This window comes from Amycolatopsis acididurans, assembly GCF_012328925.1.
Lineage (GTDB): Bacteria > Actinomycetota > Actinomycetes > Mycobacteriales > Pseudonocardiaceae > Amycolatopsis_E > Amycolatopsis_E acididurans.
The window spans coordinates 187,354-203,497 of the sequence record NZ_JAAXLS010000010.1; the positions used below are offsets into that span (position 1 = coordinate 187,354).

Sequence of the window (16,144 nt, forward strand, 5' to 3'; positions counted from 1 at the left end):
GCGTTCAGGCGGCGGACTGCGCGGGCCCGGCCAGCGACGCGGTCACGCGTGCGACGAACTCCGCGTTCGACCTGGTCGTGCGCACCTGGTCGAGGAACTGTTCGGTGGCGCGCTTGGGATCCTGACCGGCCAGTGCGCGCCGGACCTCGGTCATCACGGCCAGTTCGCCGGGCGGCACCAGCAGGTCGTCGCGCCGGGTGCCGGAGGCGAACAGGTCGACGGCGGGGAACAGCCGGTGGTCGGCCAGGGCGCGGTCCAGGCGCAGTTCCGAGTTGCCGGTGCTTTTCAGCTCCTCGAAGAACACCGTGTCCGCCAGCGAACCCGTGCCGACGAGCGCCGTGGCGATGATGGTGAGCGAACCGCCGCCTTCGATGTTGCGCGCGGCGCCGAGGATCTTCTTCATCGGATGCAGCGCGCCCGCGTCGACCCCGCCCGAGAGCACCCGGCCCGACGGCCGGGCGGCGAGGTTGTACGCGCGGCCGAGCCGGGTCAGCGAGTCGAGCAGCAGCACGACGTCACGGCCCGATTCGACGAGGCGTTTGGCGCGTTCGAGGGCGAGTTCGGCGACGGCCGTGTGCTCGGCGGGCTTGCGGTCGAACGTCGAGGCGACCACTTCACCGCAGACCGTGCGGCGCATGTCCGTGACCTCCTCGGGCCGCTCGTCGGCGAGCAGCACCATGAGATGGGCGGACGGGTGATTTCGCGCGACGGCGTGCGCGATCGCTTGTAGCACAAACGTTTTGCCGGCGCGCGGGGGTGCGACGACGAGCGCGCGCTGCCCCTTGCCGATCGGTGCGACCAGGTCGAGCACGCGGGTGGTGAGCCGGCCGGTTTCCAGCACGAGCCGCTCGTCGGGATACACCGGCGTGAGCTCGTCGAACTCGGGACGCTCGCGCCGGGGCGAAGAACCGTTGAGGGCCAGTAATTCCTCGCCCTCCAGCACGATTTCGTCACCGCGGCGCAAACCGTGTGCGCGAACGAGTCCCAAGGGGACGCTGGTGCCACCGGGGCCGTAGCCGAGGGTGGCGGATTTGCCGTGGATATCGAGGATTCCTTGTAGGGGCATGGTGAACTCCAGAAATGAAAGGCGGTGATCGACGCACGCGCGGAGCACCGGGAACGAAAAACCCGAAAACCTGAACTTCGGGGAGGGAAAAGATCTGAGCGGGCGGCCGAGCCGACATCCGCGAGGATCACCGCAAGAGTAGCGCGTAGTGCACGCACCGGCAAGTCCGGCGATCAGACCGCAACGTCAGCGGCACCCGTGGCAAAATCGGCGAGGTGCGGATCGGGTTGCTGGGACCATTCGAGGTTCGGCCGGAGGGCGGTGTCCTCGCCGACGTGCCGGGCGCCCGGCTGCGCGGACTGCTGGCCGCCCTCGCGCTCGAACCGGGCCGGGTGGTCGCGAAGGCGACGCTCGTCGACTGGATCTGGGGTGAGAACCCGCCCGCCGACGCGGCGAATGCGTTGCAGCGCTTGGTGTCCCGGCTACGGAAGGTGCTGCCGGAGGGGCTCCTCGAGGGGCAGCCGGACGGCTACCGGCTCAAGGTCGAACCCGATGACGTCGATGCCGTGCGGTTCGAACGTCTCGTCGCCAGGGCCCGCGACGAAGAGGATCCCCGCCGGCTGCGCGAGGCCCTCGCGTTGTGGCGCGGCGCGGCCCTGCAGGACGTCGGTTTGCCGGACAGCGCGGCGTTCGACGCGGCGGTCACCCGGCTCGAGGGGCTGCGCCTGGCGGCCATGGAGGACTCCTTCGACGCGGAGATCGGCCTCGGCCACGGTGCGGAGCTGGTCACCGACCTGACCGACGCCGTGGCCGCGCATCCGCTGCGCGAACGGCTCGTCGCGGCGCTGATGCGCGCGCTGGTCGCCACCGGGCGCGACAACGAGGCGCTGCTGGTCTACCAGCGCACGCGGGAGGCACTGGCCGACGAGCTGGGTGTGGACCCGTCACCGGAGCTGTCCGGGTTGCACGTCGCGTTGCTGCGCGGCGAGCTGGGGCGGCGGGAGGAAACCCGCCGGACCAATCTGCGTGCCGAGCTGACCAGCTACGTCGGCAAGGACGCCGATATCGCCGCGGTGCGCGAACTCGTCGGCGAGCACCGGCTCACCACGCTGATCGGACCGGGTGGCTCTGGCAAGACCAGGCTGGCCACGGAAACCGCGCGCACGCTGCTCGACGACCTGCCGGAAGGGGTGTGGCTCGTCGAACTCGCCCCCATCGGCCCCGAGGCCGATGTCGCGCAGGCGACGCTCGCCGCGCTCAAACTGCGGGACGCGTTGCTGGCCGAGGGATCGGACATCGAGCCGACGGAACGGGTCGTCGCCGCGGTCCGCGAGCGGGAGATGCTGCTGATCCTGGACAACTGCGAGCACGTGATCGAGTCCGCGGCGGCCTTCGCGCACCGGGTGCTCGGCGAATGCCGCCGGCTGCGGATCCTCGCGACGAGCCGGGAACCGCTCGGCATCACCGGTGAGGCACTGTGGCCGGTCGCGCCGTTGGCGCTGCCCGCGGAGGACGCCACCGCGGGCGAGATCGAGTCCGCGCCGGCCGTCCGGCTGCTGCGGGAGCGGGCGAGCGCGGTGCGCAAGGACCTCGGCGCCGACGCCGGTACCGTGGCGACCCTGGCGCGGGTGTGCCGGGCGCTGGACGGGATGCCGCTGGCCATCGAACTCGCCGCGGCCCGGTTGCGCACCATGTCCCTCGATCAGCTCGCCGGCCGGCTGGATGACCGCTTCCGCCTGCTCACCGGCGGCAGCCGTACCGCGTTGCCCCGGCACCGGACCCTGCGCGCGGTGATCGACTGGAGCTGGGAGCTGCTCAGCGACGCCGAACGGATCGTGCTGCGCAGGCTGTCGGTGTTCTCCGGCGGCGCGAGCCTGGAGGGAGCCGAGCGGGTCTGCGCGGGCGACACCGTTCCGGCGGCCCACGTGCTCGAACTGCTGACCGCGCTGACAGAGAAGTCGCTGGTGGTGATCGAGGACGGGGAAACGCCGCGGTACCGGACGCTCGGCACGATCAAGGAGTACGCCCAGCAGCGGCTCGCCGAGGCGGGCGAGACGGAGCCGGCGCGGCATGCGCATCTGGCGTACTTCACCGAACTCACCGAGGCCGCGGAACCGCACCTGCGCCGCGCGGAGCAACTGGAGTGGCTCGCCACGCTCGAGGCCGAGCACGACAACATCGTGGCCGCGATGCGTGGGGCGCTCGCGGCCGGTGAGGCGTACGGGGCGATGCGGCTCGCGGCGGTCGCCGGTTTCTACTGGTGGCTCGGCGGGCACAAACTCGAGGGCAACGAGCTGATCCTGGCGGCCGCGGCCACGCCCGGCGAGGTACCCGACGAGCTGCGCGGCATCGTCTACGCGCTCGCCACCGGTTTCATGACCTCCGGGCGGGAAAGCGACCAGTACCAGGCCGCGGACTGGATCCACGAGGTCCACGACATCAGTCAGCGCGTCCACGGCCGTCATCCGGTCATGGGTCTGGTCTCCGCACTGGAAAGGCTGCTGCGGGCGCCGGACGCGTACCGGTCGGCGTGGGAACCGCTGCTGACCGACGAAGACCCGTGGGCACGCGCACTCGCCCGGCTGCAGCTCGGCAAGATGCGGATCATGCTCGGCCACGGCGACCGGGACCCCGACGACAGCCTCAGGGCGGCACTCGCCGAATTCCGCGCGCTCGGCGAACGCTGGGGGATTTCGTTCGCCCTCACCGAACTGGCGAACCGGCTCGCCACGCGGGGCGAGTTCGCCGCCGCGTGCGAGCACTGCCGGCAGGCGATCGCGGCCATCACCGAACTCGGCGCCACCGAGGACGTCGTGCCGCTGTGGTCGCGGCAGGCCCAGCTGTACTGGCTGGCGGGAGACGAGGATGCCAGCGCGGCCGCCATGGCCGAGGCGCAGCGGTACGCCGAACGGGTCGCCTGGCCGGGTGCGCTGACCGAACTGGCCCTGGCGAAGGCCGAACTCGCGCGCTGGCGCCGCGACGCCGAACAGGCTCTCGCGCAACTCGACCTCGCGACGGACCTGCTGGGCAACGCCGCCGAGCGGGCACAGGTCCGCGCGTTGCGCCACGACCTGCTCGGCTACCTCACCGAGGATCTCGACGAGGTCCGCGCGCACCGCGACGCGGCCTTCCAGGCGGCCACCGAGCACGGCAGCGCGCCCATGATCGCGCAGGTGCTCGTCGGCATCGCGGATCTGGCGCTGCGCCGCGAACAGTACGAACAGGCCGCGCGGCTGCTCGCGGCGAGCACGAGCGTGCGCGGCCTGCCGGATCGCGCCCAGCCCGATGTGGCCAGGATCGAGCGGGAAACGCGAAGCCGCCTCGGTGACACGAAGTTCACCGAGGCGGCCGAGGAGGGCACGCGAGCGAGCTGGCGGGAGCTCGTGGCGGTCACGCTCGCTTCGTGAACGTCGACCGCGCCCACAGGTAGCCGACGAGGGCGATCCCGGCGCACCAGCCGAGTGCGGCGAGCACGGTGCCACCGGCGGGGGCGCCGGCCAGCAACCCGCGCAGGGTTTCGATGATCGGGGTGAACGGCTGGTACTGCGCGAACTGCCGGAGCCCCTGGCCCATCTTGTCGGCGGGCACGATCGCGCTGCTGAAGAACGGCAGCATGACCAGCGGCACGGAAGCCATTCCCGCCGTCTCCGGGGACTTCGCCGCCAGTCCCAGTGCGACGGTCAGCCAGCCGGCCGCGGAACCGATCAGCACGACCATCCCGATGACGGCGAGCCAGTCGAGGAAACTCGCCGCCGGGCGGAAACCCAGCAGGAAGGCCACCCCGACCAGCGCCGCGATCGCGAGCAGGTTGGTCAGCACGCTGGCGATCACGTGCCCGGTCAGCACCGCGCTACGGGAGACGTCCATGACCTTGAACCGGTTGATGATGCCCTTGGTCATATCGGAGTTCACCGAGGTCGCCACCGCGCCCAGGCCATAACAGACGGCCAGCAGCATCAGGCCCGGCGTGGCGTAGTCGACGTAATCGACGCCGACGCTGAACGCGCCGCCGAGCATGTACACGAACATCACCATCACCACGACCGGCATCAGTACCGCGTTGAACACGGTGAACGGGTTGCGGGCGATGTGCTTGAAGTTGCGGCGCAACATGACGATCGACTGCGACTTCATTTCGCGAGCACCTCCGTGGTGTGGCCCGTCAGGGCGAGGAAAACGTCATCGAGGTCCGGCGTGTGCACGGAGAACTCCTCGGCGCCGAGCGCATGCTCGTCGAGCCGGTCCAGCAGTGCGCGCAGCGAGGCAGTGCCGCCGTCGCCGGGAATCCGCAGTGCGAGCGCCTCGTCGTCCCGTGTGGAGCCGGGGAAGATCCGTGCGGCGGCGTCGAGTTCGGCGGCGGTGCCGAACCGGAGCCGGATGTGCGTTCCGGGGATCTGGCGTTTGAGCTCGTCGGGAGTGCCCTGCGCGACCAGGCGGCCGTGGTCGAGTACCGCGATCCGGTCGGCGAGCTGATCGGCCTCGTCGAGGTACTGGGTGGTGAGGAAGATGGTCACGCCGCCGGCGACGAGCTCGCGAATCATCGACCACATCGTGCGGCGGCTGCGTGGGTCCAGGCCCGTCGTCGGCTCGTCGAGGAAGATGAGCCGAGGGTTTCCGATCAGCGTCATCGCGAGGTCGAGTTTCCTTCGCATGCCACCGGAATAGGTCGACGCGGACTTGTCCGCCGCCTCGGCCAGATCGAAGCGCTCCAGCAGCCGCGCGACGGTCTCCCTACCGTTCTTGGCCCGGCCGAGGTCCACCATCAGCTGCAGGTTCTCCCGGCCGGTGAGCAGCTCGTCGACGGCCGCGAACTGGCCGGTGACCCCGATCGCGGCGCGCACCGCGTTCGCCTCGGTCGCGACGTCGTGCCCGGCGACGCGGATGGTGCCGCCGTCGGCCTTGAGCAGCGTCGTCAGGACGTTCACCATCGTGGTCTTGCCTGCCCCGTTCGGGCCCAGCAGCGCGAAAACCGTGCCGGCGCGGACATCGAGATCGATGCCGTCGAGCACCACCTTGTCCTGGAATGCCTTCCGCAGACCGGAAGTCGTGATAGCCGAATTCGTCATGCGGCAACTGTGATCGGCGCGGCGGTCACCGCGCTGACACGACTCTGACACCGCGTCAGCGCGATGGCGGCGCGATGTCAGGACGGCGGGTGATCGTGGGTTCCGTCATCAGTCACGACATTCGGGAAGGTAGCGCCATGCCCACGTTTCACACCCCCGCGCCGATCTCCGCGACCGTCGACATCATCGGCGGCGACGTCCGGTTCACCGCGAGCGACCGCGCCGACACGGTGGTCGAGGTCCGTCCCGCCGACCCGGCCTGGGACTTGGACGTCAAGGCCGCCGAACAGGTCAGCATCGACTTCGCCGACGGGGAGCTGACCGTCCGGCACCCGAAGCTGCGCACCGCGTTCAACACCAGATACGGCTCGGTGGAGGTGCTGGTGCAGGTGCCGACGGGTTCGGACGTGCACGGCGTCACCGCGAAGGGCAAGCACCTCGTCGAGGGGGTCGTCGGTTCGTGCCGGCTGAAGACCGCCACCGGCGACGTGCGGATCGAGCAGGCCGCCGACGTCCGGTTGAAGACCACCGGCGGCAAGGTGCTCGTGGACCACGTGACCGGGCGGGCCGATGTCAGCGGGAACGGGGACATCCGGCTCAACCGCGTCGACGGCGGCGCGGTGGTCAAGAACATCGGCGGCGACAGCTGGATCGGCGAGGTGGCGGGTGACCTGCGGGCGCACGCGTCCAACGGCCACATCACCGTCGACGTCGCGCGCGCCGGGGTCGACGCGAAGGCCGCCGTGGGCGACATCCGCGTCGGTGAACTCGGCAGCGGCCCGGTCGAGCTGTACACCGCCGCGGGCGAGCTGGAGATCGGCGTCCCGCAGGGCACCGCCGCCGCGCTGGAGGCGCGCGCCTCGGTCGGCCGGGTGCGCAACCGCCTCGATGCGCCCGAGCGGCCCGGCCGGACCGTCAAGGTGCGGGCCCGCAGCGACGGCGGCGACGTCATCGTCCGCCCCGCCCGCATCACACCGTGAGGGCTCCCACGATCTGGATCTCGATCAGCGCGCCGGGCACGGCGAGCGTGGCCAGCACCGTCGAACGCGCGGGTGCCTCGCTGGGCCAGGTCCGGGCGAAGACCTCGTTCCATGCGGCCAGATCCTGCTCCCGCGCGAGGAACGCCTCGACCCGCAGCGCCCGGTCGAGGCGGCTGCCCGCCCGTCCCAGTACGTCGTCCAGGACGGCCATCACCTCCCGGGCCTGCTCGCCGAACCCGGCGCCGTGACCAGTGAGGACGCTCGGGGCGATGACGCCCGCGGTGAACACCAGGCCCGCGTGCGCCGTCGCCCCGGCGAACGCGGGCGTCTGCCCGGACACGCGATCGATCACGACGCGGACCGCCGGAGCGCGCTTTCGTCCAGGTCCCGCACGCCGCCCCGGCCGAGCAGGGTGAGAACCGTGGTCAGCTCGGCCCGGAGAAGCCGGTGCACGCGACGGACCCCGGTCTCCCCCGCGGCCGCGAGACCGCAGGCCGCGAGCCTGCCGATGATCACGACGTCCGCACCGAGCGCAAGCGCCTTCGCGACATCCGCGCCGCGGCGGATTCCGCTGTCCAGCGCGATCTGCGCGCGGCCCGCCACCGCACGCGCCACTTCCGGCAGCTGGTCGAGCGCGGCGGGCGCGCCGTCGAGCTGGCGGCCCCCGTGGTTCGACACGACGATCCCGGACGCGCCCGCGGCGATCGCCGCTTCGGCGTCGGCGCCGGTGAGGATTCCCTTGGCGAGCCACGGCAGCGGCGAACCGGCGAGTGCGCCGGCCAGCCGGTCCCAGCTCCACACCGGTTCGGTCCGGTCGAACAGCTGCCCGAACACCTCCTCCGGTTCGGGGGAGCCCGCGGCCCGGTAGTTGCCCGTGATGACGGCCGGATCGGGCGCGAACCTGTTGCGCAGGTTGCGTTCCCGCCAGCCGCCCGTGGGACAGTCGACGGTCACGCACAGCGCCCGGTAGCCGCGGTCGGCGATGCGCGCGATCATCGCCCGGAAGTTCGCCTCCTGGCCCATCGGATGCAGCTGCGCGATCACCGCCGCGCCCGGCGCCGCCGCACGCACGTCCTCCAGCGAGTGGCTGCCCGCTTCCGGCACGATGCTTGCCACTCCCTCCGCCTCGTTCGCCCGCGCGACCGCGCGCTGACCCTCGGGGTGGAACAGCGCGTCGGCGCCGAACGGCGCGGTGAGCACCGGCATGCTCAGCTCCGCCCCGAGGAACGAGGTGCGCGTCGAAGGCACGTCCGCGCCGCTCATCACCCTCGGCAGGAACGCCCACCGGGCAAACGCGTCCCGGTTGGCGTGCAAAGTGGACTCCTCGCCCGCGCCACCGGCCAGGAAGTCCCATACCTCCGCGGGCAGGTTTTCGCGGGCGGCCGCGACGATCTCGTCCAGCGTCGCGAACCGCTCCCCGCTGCCGTAGAACGTCGCGGGCGGCGCGATGTCCCCCGATGTCATCGGCCGACCTCCGTCCGGTCGCCGAGCAGGAGCCGGTCACTGACCGCGTCGCCTGCACCGCTGATCAGGTCGACGAGGCCGGACGGGCTCGTCGCTTCCTTCGTCGCCGCGTCGAGATCGGCGATGACGGTGCCGCGGCTGAGTACCAGCAGCCGCTCCCCCATCGCCAGCGCGTGGTCCATGTTGTGGGTGATCATCAGCGTGGTGCAGCCCATGTCGCGGACCAGCTCCTCGGTGAGCGCCAGTACCTTGGCCGCGGTCGCGGGATCCAGGGCCGCCAGGTGCTCGTCGAGCAGCAGGACCTCGGGTGCGCTCAGCCCGGCCATCACCATGGTCAGGCTCTGGCGCTGCCCGGCCGAGAGCAGCTCGACCCGGTCGGCGAGCCGGTTCTCCAGTCCCAGCCCGAGCCGGGCCAGCCGCTCCCGCATGCGGGCGCGCCGTTTCGCCGACAACGCGAACCGCAGCGTCCGGCGGCGCCCCCGGCTCATCGCGAGGGCGAGGTTGTCCTCGATGCTCAGTTCCGGCGCGCTGCCCGCGCGCGGATCGTCGAAAACCCTCGCGACCAGGCCCGCGCGCCGGTAGTCCGGCCATCCGGTCACGTCCCGCCCGCCGATGCGCACCCGCCCCGAGGTGGGGCGCGCGGCTCCGGACACCGTGCGCACGACACTGCTCTTGCCCGCGCCATTGCTGCCGATGACCGTGACGAACTGTCCGGTGTGGACAGTGAGGGACAGGCCACGCAGCGCGACCACCTCGTCCACCCGGCCGCGGTTGTAGATCAGGTTGATCCCGTCGAGTTCGAGCATCAGGACGCCCTCCGCACCGTGGACACGAGACCGGCCACCCGCACCTTCCGCAACGCCCCGCCGAGATACCGCTCGGCCGCGACCGCGATGACGAGGGTGAGCGCGGTGACGCCGCGGAGATCGCCCGCGGGCAGCCCGATCCGCAACGCGCCCACGAGGATCAGCCGGTACAGCAGGGTTCCGGCGAGTACACAGGCCACGATGCGCAGTACCTTCGAGCCGGACGGCCGGAGCAACAGTTCACCCAGCAGCACCGCGCCCACACCCGCGACGAAGATCCCGACGCCCATGTTCACGTCGGCGTAGCCCTGCGTCTGCACCAGCAGCCCGGCGCCGAGCCCGGCCAGTGCGTTGGACAGGAACAGCGCGAGTGCCAGCACCGCGCGATCGTTGACGCCCTGGCTGCGCGCCATTCCGGCGTTCACCCCGCTCGCCCGCAGCGCCAGCCCGATCTCGGTCCGCATGAGCAGCGCGTATCCGGCGAGCACCACCAGCACGATCAGGCCCAGCAGCACCGAGATCGCCAGATCGGGAGACCCCGCGTAGCCGCTCGCCTCGGCCGAAAGGGTGTCGGCGACCAGCAGGCTCAGAGTCGGCGCGCCGAGTACGTGCAACGTGACGCTGAACAGTCCGATGCTCATCACCAGGCCGGCCAGCAGCACCGGCACCCGCAGCCACAGGTGCAGCCCCGCGGTAACCAGGCCCGCCACGCCACCCGCCAGCGCGCCCAGTGGCAGCGCGGCCAGCGGCGGCAGGCCCGACACCGCGGCGATCGCGGTGACCGCGCCGCCGAGCGCGAAACTGCCCTCGACGGTCAGGTCGAAGTCCGCGCGCACCCGGAAAACCGTGTAGATACCGAGGAAGACCGGTACCAGCGGCAGCCCGGTGACCAGCGTGTCGAGTACGACGCGGCCGATCATTTGACCACCGCTTTGGCCAGGATGTCCTGTGGCACGGTCACCGGCAGACTGTCCATTGTGGTCTTGTTGACCTCGAACTCGACACCGTTCGGCTGCCCGAAGGCGACCTCGCCCGGCTTCGTCCCCGTCAGTACCTTCGCCGCGGACGCGGCCGCCAGCTCCCCGACCACGGGGTAGTCCGGTCCGATACTGGCCAGGATGCCCGGAACGGTGGCGTCACCGCCGGAGACGTAGACCGGCAACCTGGCCGCCGCCGCCGTCGAGCCCACCGCGGCGAGCCCGGCGAACACCGTCGCGTCCGGTCCGATGAGGATCGCGTCCGACCGGCCGACGAGCCCCCGCGCACCGGACGGCACGTCGGCGGCTCCCGCGATCGAGGACTCCACAAGGGACAGCCCACTGTGTGCCGCCACGGCTTTGCGGAGCGCGTCCACCCACACCTGCATGTTCTTGTTCGACGGGTCGTAGACGGTGCCGATGCGCTTCGGTGCGGGGGCGATCTTCAGGATCTGGTCGAGCAGCAGAGCCGGATCGACGTAGTCGATGCTGCCGGTGACGTTGCCGCCCGGTGTCGTGAGCGACTTCGCGACCCCGCTGCCGACCGGATCGCCCATCGCGATGGCGAAGATCGGCCGGTCGCGAACCTGCTGGGCGAGCGCGATGACCGCCGGGGTGCCGATGACCCCGAAGGCGTCGTCGTCCGATCCCGCGAAGTCCCGTGCGATACCGCCGACCAGGCTCTGATCTCCCTGCGCGTTCTTCAGCTCGAACGCGACCTTCTTCGGCGCCAGCAGGGCGCTGAGCTTGTGCTCGAAGGCCGTCACGGTGTCGTCCAGCACGGTGGCCTCGGCCATCTGTAACACGCCGACGCGGTAGGAGTCCTTCGCCGCCGGGGAGGAACCCGTGCCGGACGAAGCGGTGCCGCACGCGGCGACGAGCAGGACGGCCGCCAGTCCGGCGGATAATCGGATACTACGGCTTACTCTCACCACTGCCTCCAGGGTGATAGTTGAGAAGATTTTCTCCATTAGATTGAGAAGAAAGCTAGAAGCTGAAGTCTTCCTAGTCAACCGCCGGTCGAGAACTTTTCCTCGTTTTAACGAATCTCAGCGGCCCGTCCAGCGGGCCGGCCGCCGCGCCAGGAACGCCTCGATACCCTCCCGCGCGTCCGCGCTGCCGAGCACCGGCCGCCACAACGCCTCCAGCTCCGGTGCCATCTGTCGCAAATGGACCTCCGAGGACAGGCGGAGCATCCGCTTCGCCGCCAGCGCGGTCAACGGCGCACCGGCCGCCACCCGGTGCGCGAGCGCACACGCCTCGCCGAGCAGGTCCTCCGGCGGCACGACCACGTTGACCAGGCCGAGTTCACGGGCACGACCCGCGTCGACGGGGTCACCGGTGAGCAGCAACTCCATCGCCGCCCTCGGTGGAATCCACCACGGCAACGCCGCCGCCCAGGACAGCGGCCGGCCGAGCTTGATCTCCGGTACGGCGAAGCGAGCGCCGGTCGAGGCCACGCACAGATCGCACGCCTGCACCAGCAGGAAACCCGCGCCGTAGGCCGCGCCGTTGACCCCGCCGATCAACGGCTTGCCCGGTCGCAGCCGGTCGAGAAACCGCCGCATCGGCTCGGGATCCTCGCTCAGCTCCCGCAGGTCACCACCGGCACAGAACGCACGCGTCCCCGCGCCGGTCAAGACCCCGGCCCGCACCGCGGGATCGGCGTCCATGGCCGCCAGCGCGTCGAGCAGCGCCGCTCTGGTCGCGGCGTTGAGCGCGTTGCTCGCGTCGGGCCGGTCGATCGTCACTACCGCGATGTCGTCCTCGGTCCGGTACCGGACCGGCTCCGCACTCATGCTCACTCCTTGCCGTGCCAGAATGAGCCCGAGGAGGGTTCATGGCACGTCGTTCGGCGGGAATACGCCGGGACAGCGCCGAGACGCGCGACCGGCTGCTGGACAGCGCGGCTCTGCTGCTCGGCGAGCGCGGCACCGCCTTCACACTGCCGGATCTGGCGCGCGCGGCCGGTATCTCCTCGGCCACGGTGTACCGGCATTTCGCTGACGTGCAGGAAGTCCACCGCGAGTTCTACTACCGGCTGATCGACGAACTGGTCGGCGATCTCGGCAAGGTATCGGCCCGCGCCCGCGGCCGCCGCCGGTTCGACGCCATCTGCGACCGCTGGGCGGCCTGTGCCGCGTTGTGGGGACGCGCGGCAACGCACATCCGCAGCGCGGAGGGGTTCCTGGCACGCGTCCACCGCGCGGACCCGCCGACCTCGGCCCTGTACGGCATCCTCGCGCCGGTGATCGAGGAACTCGCCGAGGACGGCACGATTCCGGCGCAGGACACCGACTACGCGGTGCTCGTCTGGATCACGATGTTCGACGAGCGGGTCATCGTCGACCTGGCGGAAAGCCTGCGCTGGCCGACAAAACGCATCGGGCGGACGCTCTCGGCCTCGGTGCTGGGCGCGCTCGGGCACGGCGGCGCGCCAGGCTGAAGCACGCCCGGTGGTCACAGCCGCTCGATGATCGTCGCGTTGGCCATGCCACCCGCCTCGCACATGGTCTGCAGCCCGAAGCGGCCGCCGGTGGACTCCAGAACGTTGAGCAACGTGACCAGCAGCCTGGTGCCGGACGAGCCGAGCGCGTGGCCGAGAGCGATCGCGCCGCCACGGACGTTCAGGCGCGCCGGATCCGCGTCCACTTCGCGAAGCCACGCCAAAGGCACCGGCGCGAACGCCTCGTTCACCTCGTACGCGTCGAGGTCGCCGATGGTCATTCCGGCGCGGGCCAGCACTTTGGCGGTGGCCGGGATCGGTCCGGTGAGCATCAGCAACGGATCGTCGCCCACGACGGAGAACGCGTGGAACCGGGCACGGGCACGCACTCCGAGGGAGCGGGCCCGGTGTTCACTCATGATCAGCACCGCGGACGCGCCGTCGGTGAACGGCGAGGAGTTGCCCGGCGTGATCTTCCAGTCGATGTCGGGAAAATCCGCGGTCCGGAACGACGGTCTCAGCCCGGCGAGCGCCTCGGCCGTCGTGTCCGGGCGAACCGTCTCGTCGGTCACGAGACCGGGCGCCTGCGGCACCGCGACGACCTCGGCCGCGAAGTCGCCCGCACGCCAAGCCGCGGCCGCGCGCCGATGCGATTCCGCGCTGAACTCGTCGAGCTCCGCGCGGTCCAGCTTCCATTGTGCGGCAACGAGTTCGGCGGAGATTCCCTGGTTCACCAGCCCCTCGGGATATCGGCGGGCGTGGCGCTCACCCCGGTTCGCGGGCCGGGAGCTGCCGAGCGGGATCGCACTCATCGACTCGACGCCGGCCGCGATCACGACGTCGTAGGCACCGGCGAGCACGCCCTGCGCGGCGAAGGCCGCGGCCTGCTGGCTCGACCCGCACTGCCGGTTGACCGTGGTCGCGGGAACCGACTCGGGCAGGCCGGCCGCGAGCGCGGCGGTGCGCGCGATGTTGCCCGACTGGTCGCCGACCTGCTGTACACAGCCCACGATGACGTCGTCGACGAGCGCGGGATCGATTCCCGTGTCCGCCACCACCGTGCGCAGCACACCCGCGAGCAGATCGACGGGATGGACGGCCGCCAGCGCACCACCGGCCTTGCCCTTGCCGACCGGCGTCCGCACCGCCGCCACGATCACCGCGTCGTTCATGGGGTGCTCCCCTCGTTCTTCGTCAGCGCACCGAGCAGGGCGTACAGCGCCTGGTTCGCCGGCGTGGGAATGCCGTGCCGGCGTCCCAGCGCGGTCACCACGCCGCTGAACTCCTCGTGTTCCAGGCCACGCCCGGCCAGCCGGTCGTACAGCATCGAAGTGCCGTCGTCCGGGGAGAAGGCGGCGTAGAAGTCGAGCGTCTCCGAGACATCCGGATCGCCGAGCCGCGCGCCCTCCGCCCGTCCGACGGCCACCGCCTCACCGAGCACCGCCGTCGCGAGGCGGTGGACCTCGGCGTCGCCGAACACGTCCATGCGCCGGCCGGTCAGTGCCGTGATGGGGTTCGCGGCCAGGTTCGTGAGCAGCTTGCGCCACGCCGCGGTGCCGAAGTCCGGCTCGACGTCCACGTCGAGGACGGGCGCGGCAAGGTCGGCGAACGCTCGCCCGGCCGGTTCCGCCGGGACGACGACGCGGCGGCCCCGCCGATGGACGACGAGCCCGGCTTCGGCTCGCTCGGCCGCGATGTAGACCAGAGCGGGCAGCACGGTGCCGCGCCGGAGCACCGCCTTCACCTGGTGCGCCCGGCCGATCCCGTTCTGGCACACCACGACCACCGTTTCCGGTCCGCACAGCCGCGACAGCCACGACACGGCGCCGGCGGTGTCGTGAGCCTTGGTGCACAACAGAACCCAGTCGACCCGACCGGCCCGGTCCGGATCACGCACGACCGGCAGGTCGAGCCGCCGGGTCTCGCCGTGCGAAAGCAGATTCAGCGGAGGCGTGGTGGAGCGGGCGCAGATCGTGACTTCGTGGCCCGCATCGCTCATCGCGGCCGCGAGAACCGTGCCCACCCCACCGGCGCCGATGACCGCGACGTGACTCACGTGCCCACCTCGGCGCGCTCATCCACAGTGGACACCGATGCTTCCCGCTCGCCCACGGGCCGTTCCGACCACGCGAGCACGGCGGCGAACGTGATCAGGCAACCGAGGAACATGTACGCCGAGACCGCCAGCGAGCTGCCGGTCCTGGCGAGCAACCAGGCCGCCACGAGCGGGGCGAAGCCGCCGCCGAGCACCGCGCCGAGCGAGTAGGCCAGCGAGGCACCGCTGTAGCGCACCGCGGCCGGGAACAGTTCCGCGTAGGCGGCCGCCTGCGGGCCGTAGGTGATGCCGAGCCCGATGGCCAGTCCGAACACCGCGAGCAGCATCAACGGCACGGAGCCGGTGTCCAGCAGCAGGAACATGGGCAACGCCCAGACCGCCAGCGCGACCGTGCCGAGCAGGTAGGTGCGGCGCCGCCCCAGCCGGTCGGACCAGCGGGCGCCGAGCACCGTCCACAGTGCCCACGACAGCGCGCCGACGACACCGACCAGCAGCATCGCGGACCGGCCCGCGTGCAGCTTCTGCGTGCCGTAGGAGCCGATGAACGCGATCAGGATGTAGCCGCACAGATTGACACCGATGAACAACGCCGACGCGACGACGACCGCGCGGAAGTTGTGGCGCAGCAACACCGCGAGCGGAGCGCTGCGACGTGTCCTGGTGCGGCGCAGTTCAGCGAACACCGGGGTTTCCCCGACGCGGGCGCGGATCACCAGCCCCAGTGCGATCAGCACGACGCTGAGCAGGAACGGGATGCGCCAGCCCCACGCGAGGAACTGTTGCGGTGTGGTGGTCGTGGACACGCCCAGCAGCACCAGGTTCGCCAGTACCAGGCCGAACGGTCCGCCCAGCTGCGGGAACGCACCGAACAGGCCACGGCGTCCAGGTGGCGCGTGCTCGACGGCCAGCAGCGCCGCCCCACCCCACTCGCCGCCCGCGGAAATCCCCTGCAGGAAGCGGAGAACGACGAGAAGCACCGGGGCGGCGACGCCGATCGTGGCGTAACCGGGGAGCAGGCCGATCGCGGTCGTCGCGCCGCCCATCAGGATCAGGGTCGCCACGAGTATCGCCCGGCGGCCGAACAGATCGCCGAGATGTCCGGCGATGACGCCGCCCAGGGGCCGGGCCAGGAAGCTGACGCCGATCGTGGCGAACGAGGCGAGCAACGCCGAAGCCGGTTCCAGGCCAGGGAAGAAGAGTTTGTCGAACACGAGTCCCGCCGCGGCGGCGAAGACCAGGAAGTCGTACCACTCGATGGTGGTGCCGACGAGGCTGGCCCACGCGACGCGGCGCATCTGCGGGGTCACGGTGGGCGGGGTGGGGGTCATGGCACTCCTTCGGGC

Annotated in this window: 15 protein-coding genes; 3 read left to right on the top strand and 12 right to left on the bottom strand. The window is 71.2% G+C overall.

The window, feature by feature from the left end; all coding sequences use genetic code 11:
• Positions 1-4: 4 nt before the first annotated feature.
• Positions 5-1,066 (bottom strand): transcription termination factor Rho, encoded by a 1,062-nt coding sequence (gene rho / locus HFP15_RS17740; RefSeq protein WP_168516915.1) that lies wholly within the window; start codon positions 1,064-1,066, stop codon positions 5-7.
• A gap of 215 nt (positions 1,067-1,281) precedes the next feature.
• On the opposite strand from rho, the gene HFP15_RS17745 reads away from it, so the two are divergent.
• On the top strand, positions 1,282-4,413 hold the full coding sequence (locus HFP15_RS17745) for an ATP-binding protein (protein WP_168516918.1): 3,132 nt from the start codon (positions 1,282-1,284) through the stop codon (positions 4,411-4,413).
• Here HFP15_RS17745 and HFP15_RS17750 read toward each other — a convergent pair.
• Positions 4,397-5,140: an ABC transporter permease gene (locus HFP15_RS17750; protein ID WP_168516920.1), complete on the bottom strand. Its 744-nt coding sequence runs from the start codon at positions 5,138-5,140 to the stop codon at positions 4,397-4,399. The genes HFP15_RS17745 and HFP15_RS17750 overlap by 17 nt on opposite strands.
• Positions 5,137-6,072, bottom strand: a complete 936-nt coding sequence (locus HFP15_RS17755) for an ATP-binding cassette domain-containing protein (protein ID WP_168516922.1) — start codon at positions 6,070-6,072, stop codon at positions 5,137-5,139. The genes HFP15_RS17750 and HFP15_RS17755 overlap by 4 nt, the downstream gene beginning before the upstream one ends.
• Before the next feature lie 137 nt (positions 6,073-6,209).
• On the opposite strand from HFP15_RS17755, the gene HFP15_RS17760 reads away from it, so the two are divergent.
• On the top strand, positions 6,210-7,052 hold the full coding sequence (locus HFP15_RS17760) for a DUF4097 family beta strand repeat-containing protein (RefSeq protein ID WP_168516924.1): 843 nt from the start codon (positions 6,210-6,212) through the stop codon (positions 7,050-7,052).
• Here HFP15_RS17760 and HFP15_RS17765 read toward each other — a convergent pair.
• The 6 genes from HFP15_RS17765 to HFP15_RS17790 all read right to left on the bottom strand — a co-directional run bounded on the left by HFP15_RS17765 (position 7,042) and on the right by HFP15_RS17790 (position 12,098).
• The gene (locus tag HFP15_RS17765; RefSeq protein WP_168516926.1) at positions 7,042-7,404 is read right to left on the bottom strand and encodes a Rid family hydrolase; all 363 of its coding nucleotides are present in this window, start codon (positions 7,402-7,404) and stop codon (positions 7,042-7,044) included. The two genes, HFP15_RS17760 and HFP15_RS17765, sit on opposite strands and share 11 nt — an antisense overlap.
• Entirely contained in the window at positions 7,401-8,516 is a 1,116-nt protein-coding gene (locus HFP15_RS17770; RefSeq protein WP_168516928.1) for an alpha-hydroxy acid oxidase, read from the bottom strand. Before HFP15_RS17770 ends, HFP15_RS17765 begins: the two co-directional genes overlap by 4 nt.
• The gene (locus HFP15_RS17775) at positions 8,513-9,322 is read right to left on the bottom strand and encodes an ABC transporter ATP-binding protein (RefSeq protein WP_168516930.1); all 810 of its coding nucleotides are present in this window, start codon (positions 9,320-9,322) and stop codon (positions 8,513-8,515) included. Before HFP15_RS17775 ends, HFP15_RS17770 begins: the two co-directional genes overlap by 4 nt.
• Positions 9,322-10,242 (bottom strand): ABC transporter permease subunit, encoded by a 921-nt coding sequence (locus HFP15_RS17780; protein ID WP_168516932.1) that lies wholly within the window; start codon positions 10,240-10,242, stop codon positions 9,322-9,324. Before HFP15_RS17780 ends, HFP15_RS17775 begins: the two co-directional genes overlap by 1 nt.
• Positions 10,239-11,234: an ABC transporter substrate-binding protein gene (locus HFP15_RS17785; RefSeq protein WP_312871632.1), complete on the bottom strand. Its 996-nt coding sequence runs from the start codon at positions 11,232-11,234 to the stop codon at positions 10,239-10,241. The genes HFP15_RS17780 and HFP15_RS17785 overlap by 4 nt, the downstream gene beginning before the upstream one ends.
• A 114-nt stretch (positions 11,235-11,348) precedes the next feature.
• Positions 11,349-12,098, bottom strand: coding sequence for an enoyl-CoA hydratase/isomerase family protein (locus HFP15_RS17790; protein ID WP_168516934.1), 750 nt, complete (start codon positions 12,096-12,098; stop codon positions 11,349-11,351).
• 41 nt (positions 12,099-12,139) lie between these two features.
• Here HFP15_RS17790 and HFP15_RS17795 point away from each other — a divergent pair, with 41 nt between their 5' ends.
• On the top strand, positions 12,140-12,745 hold the full coding sequence (locus HFP15_RS17795) for a TetR/AcrR family transcriptional regulator (protein WP_168516936.1): 606 nt from the start codon (positions 12,140-12,142) through the stop codon (positions 12,743-12,745).
• A gap of 14 nt (positions 12,746-12,759) precedes the next feature.
• Here HFP15_RS17795 and HFP15_RS17800 read toward each other — a convergent pair whose 3' ends face one another.
• From HFP15_RS17800 to HFP15_RS17810, 3 genes are read right to left on the bottom strand one after another with little or no spacing between them, the layout of a single operon-like run.
• On the bottom strand, positions 12,760-13,917 hold the full coding sequence (locus tag HFP15_RS17800) for a thiolase family protein (protein ID WP_168516938.1): 1,158 nt from the start codon (positions 13,915-13,917) through the stop codon (positions 12,760-12,762).
• Positions 13,914-14,801: a 2-dehydropantoate 2-reductase gene (locus HFP15_RS17805; protein WP_168516940.1), complete on the bottom strand. Its 888-nt coding sequence runs from the start codon at positions 14,799-14,801 to the stop codon at positions 13,914-13,916. Before HFP15_RS17805 ends, HFP15_RS17800 begins: the two co-directional genes overlap by 4 nt.
• Positions 14,798-16,129, bottom strand: coding sequence for an MFS transporter (locus HFP15_RS17810; RefSeq protein ID WP_168516942.1), 1,332 nt, complete (start codon positions 16,127-16,129; stop codon positions 14,798-14,800). Before HFP15_RS17810 ends, HFP15_RS17805 begins: the two co-directional genes overlap by 4 nt.
• Between the last annotated feature and the right edge of the window lie 15 nt (positions 16,130-16,144).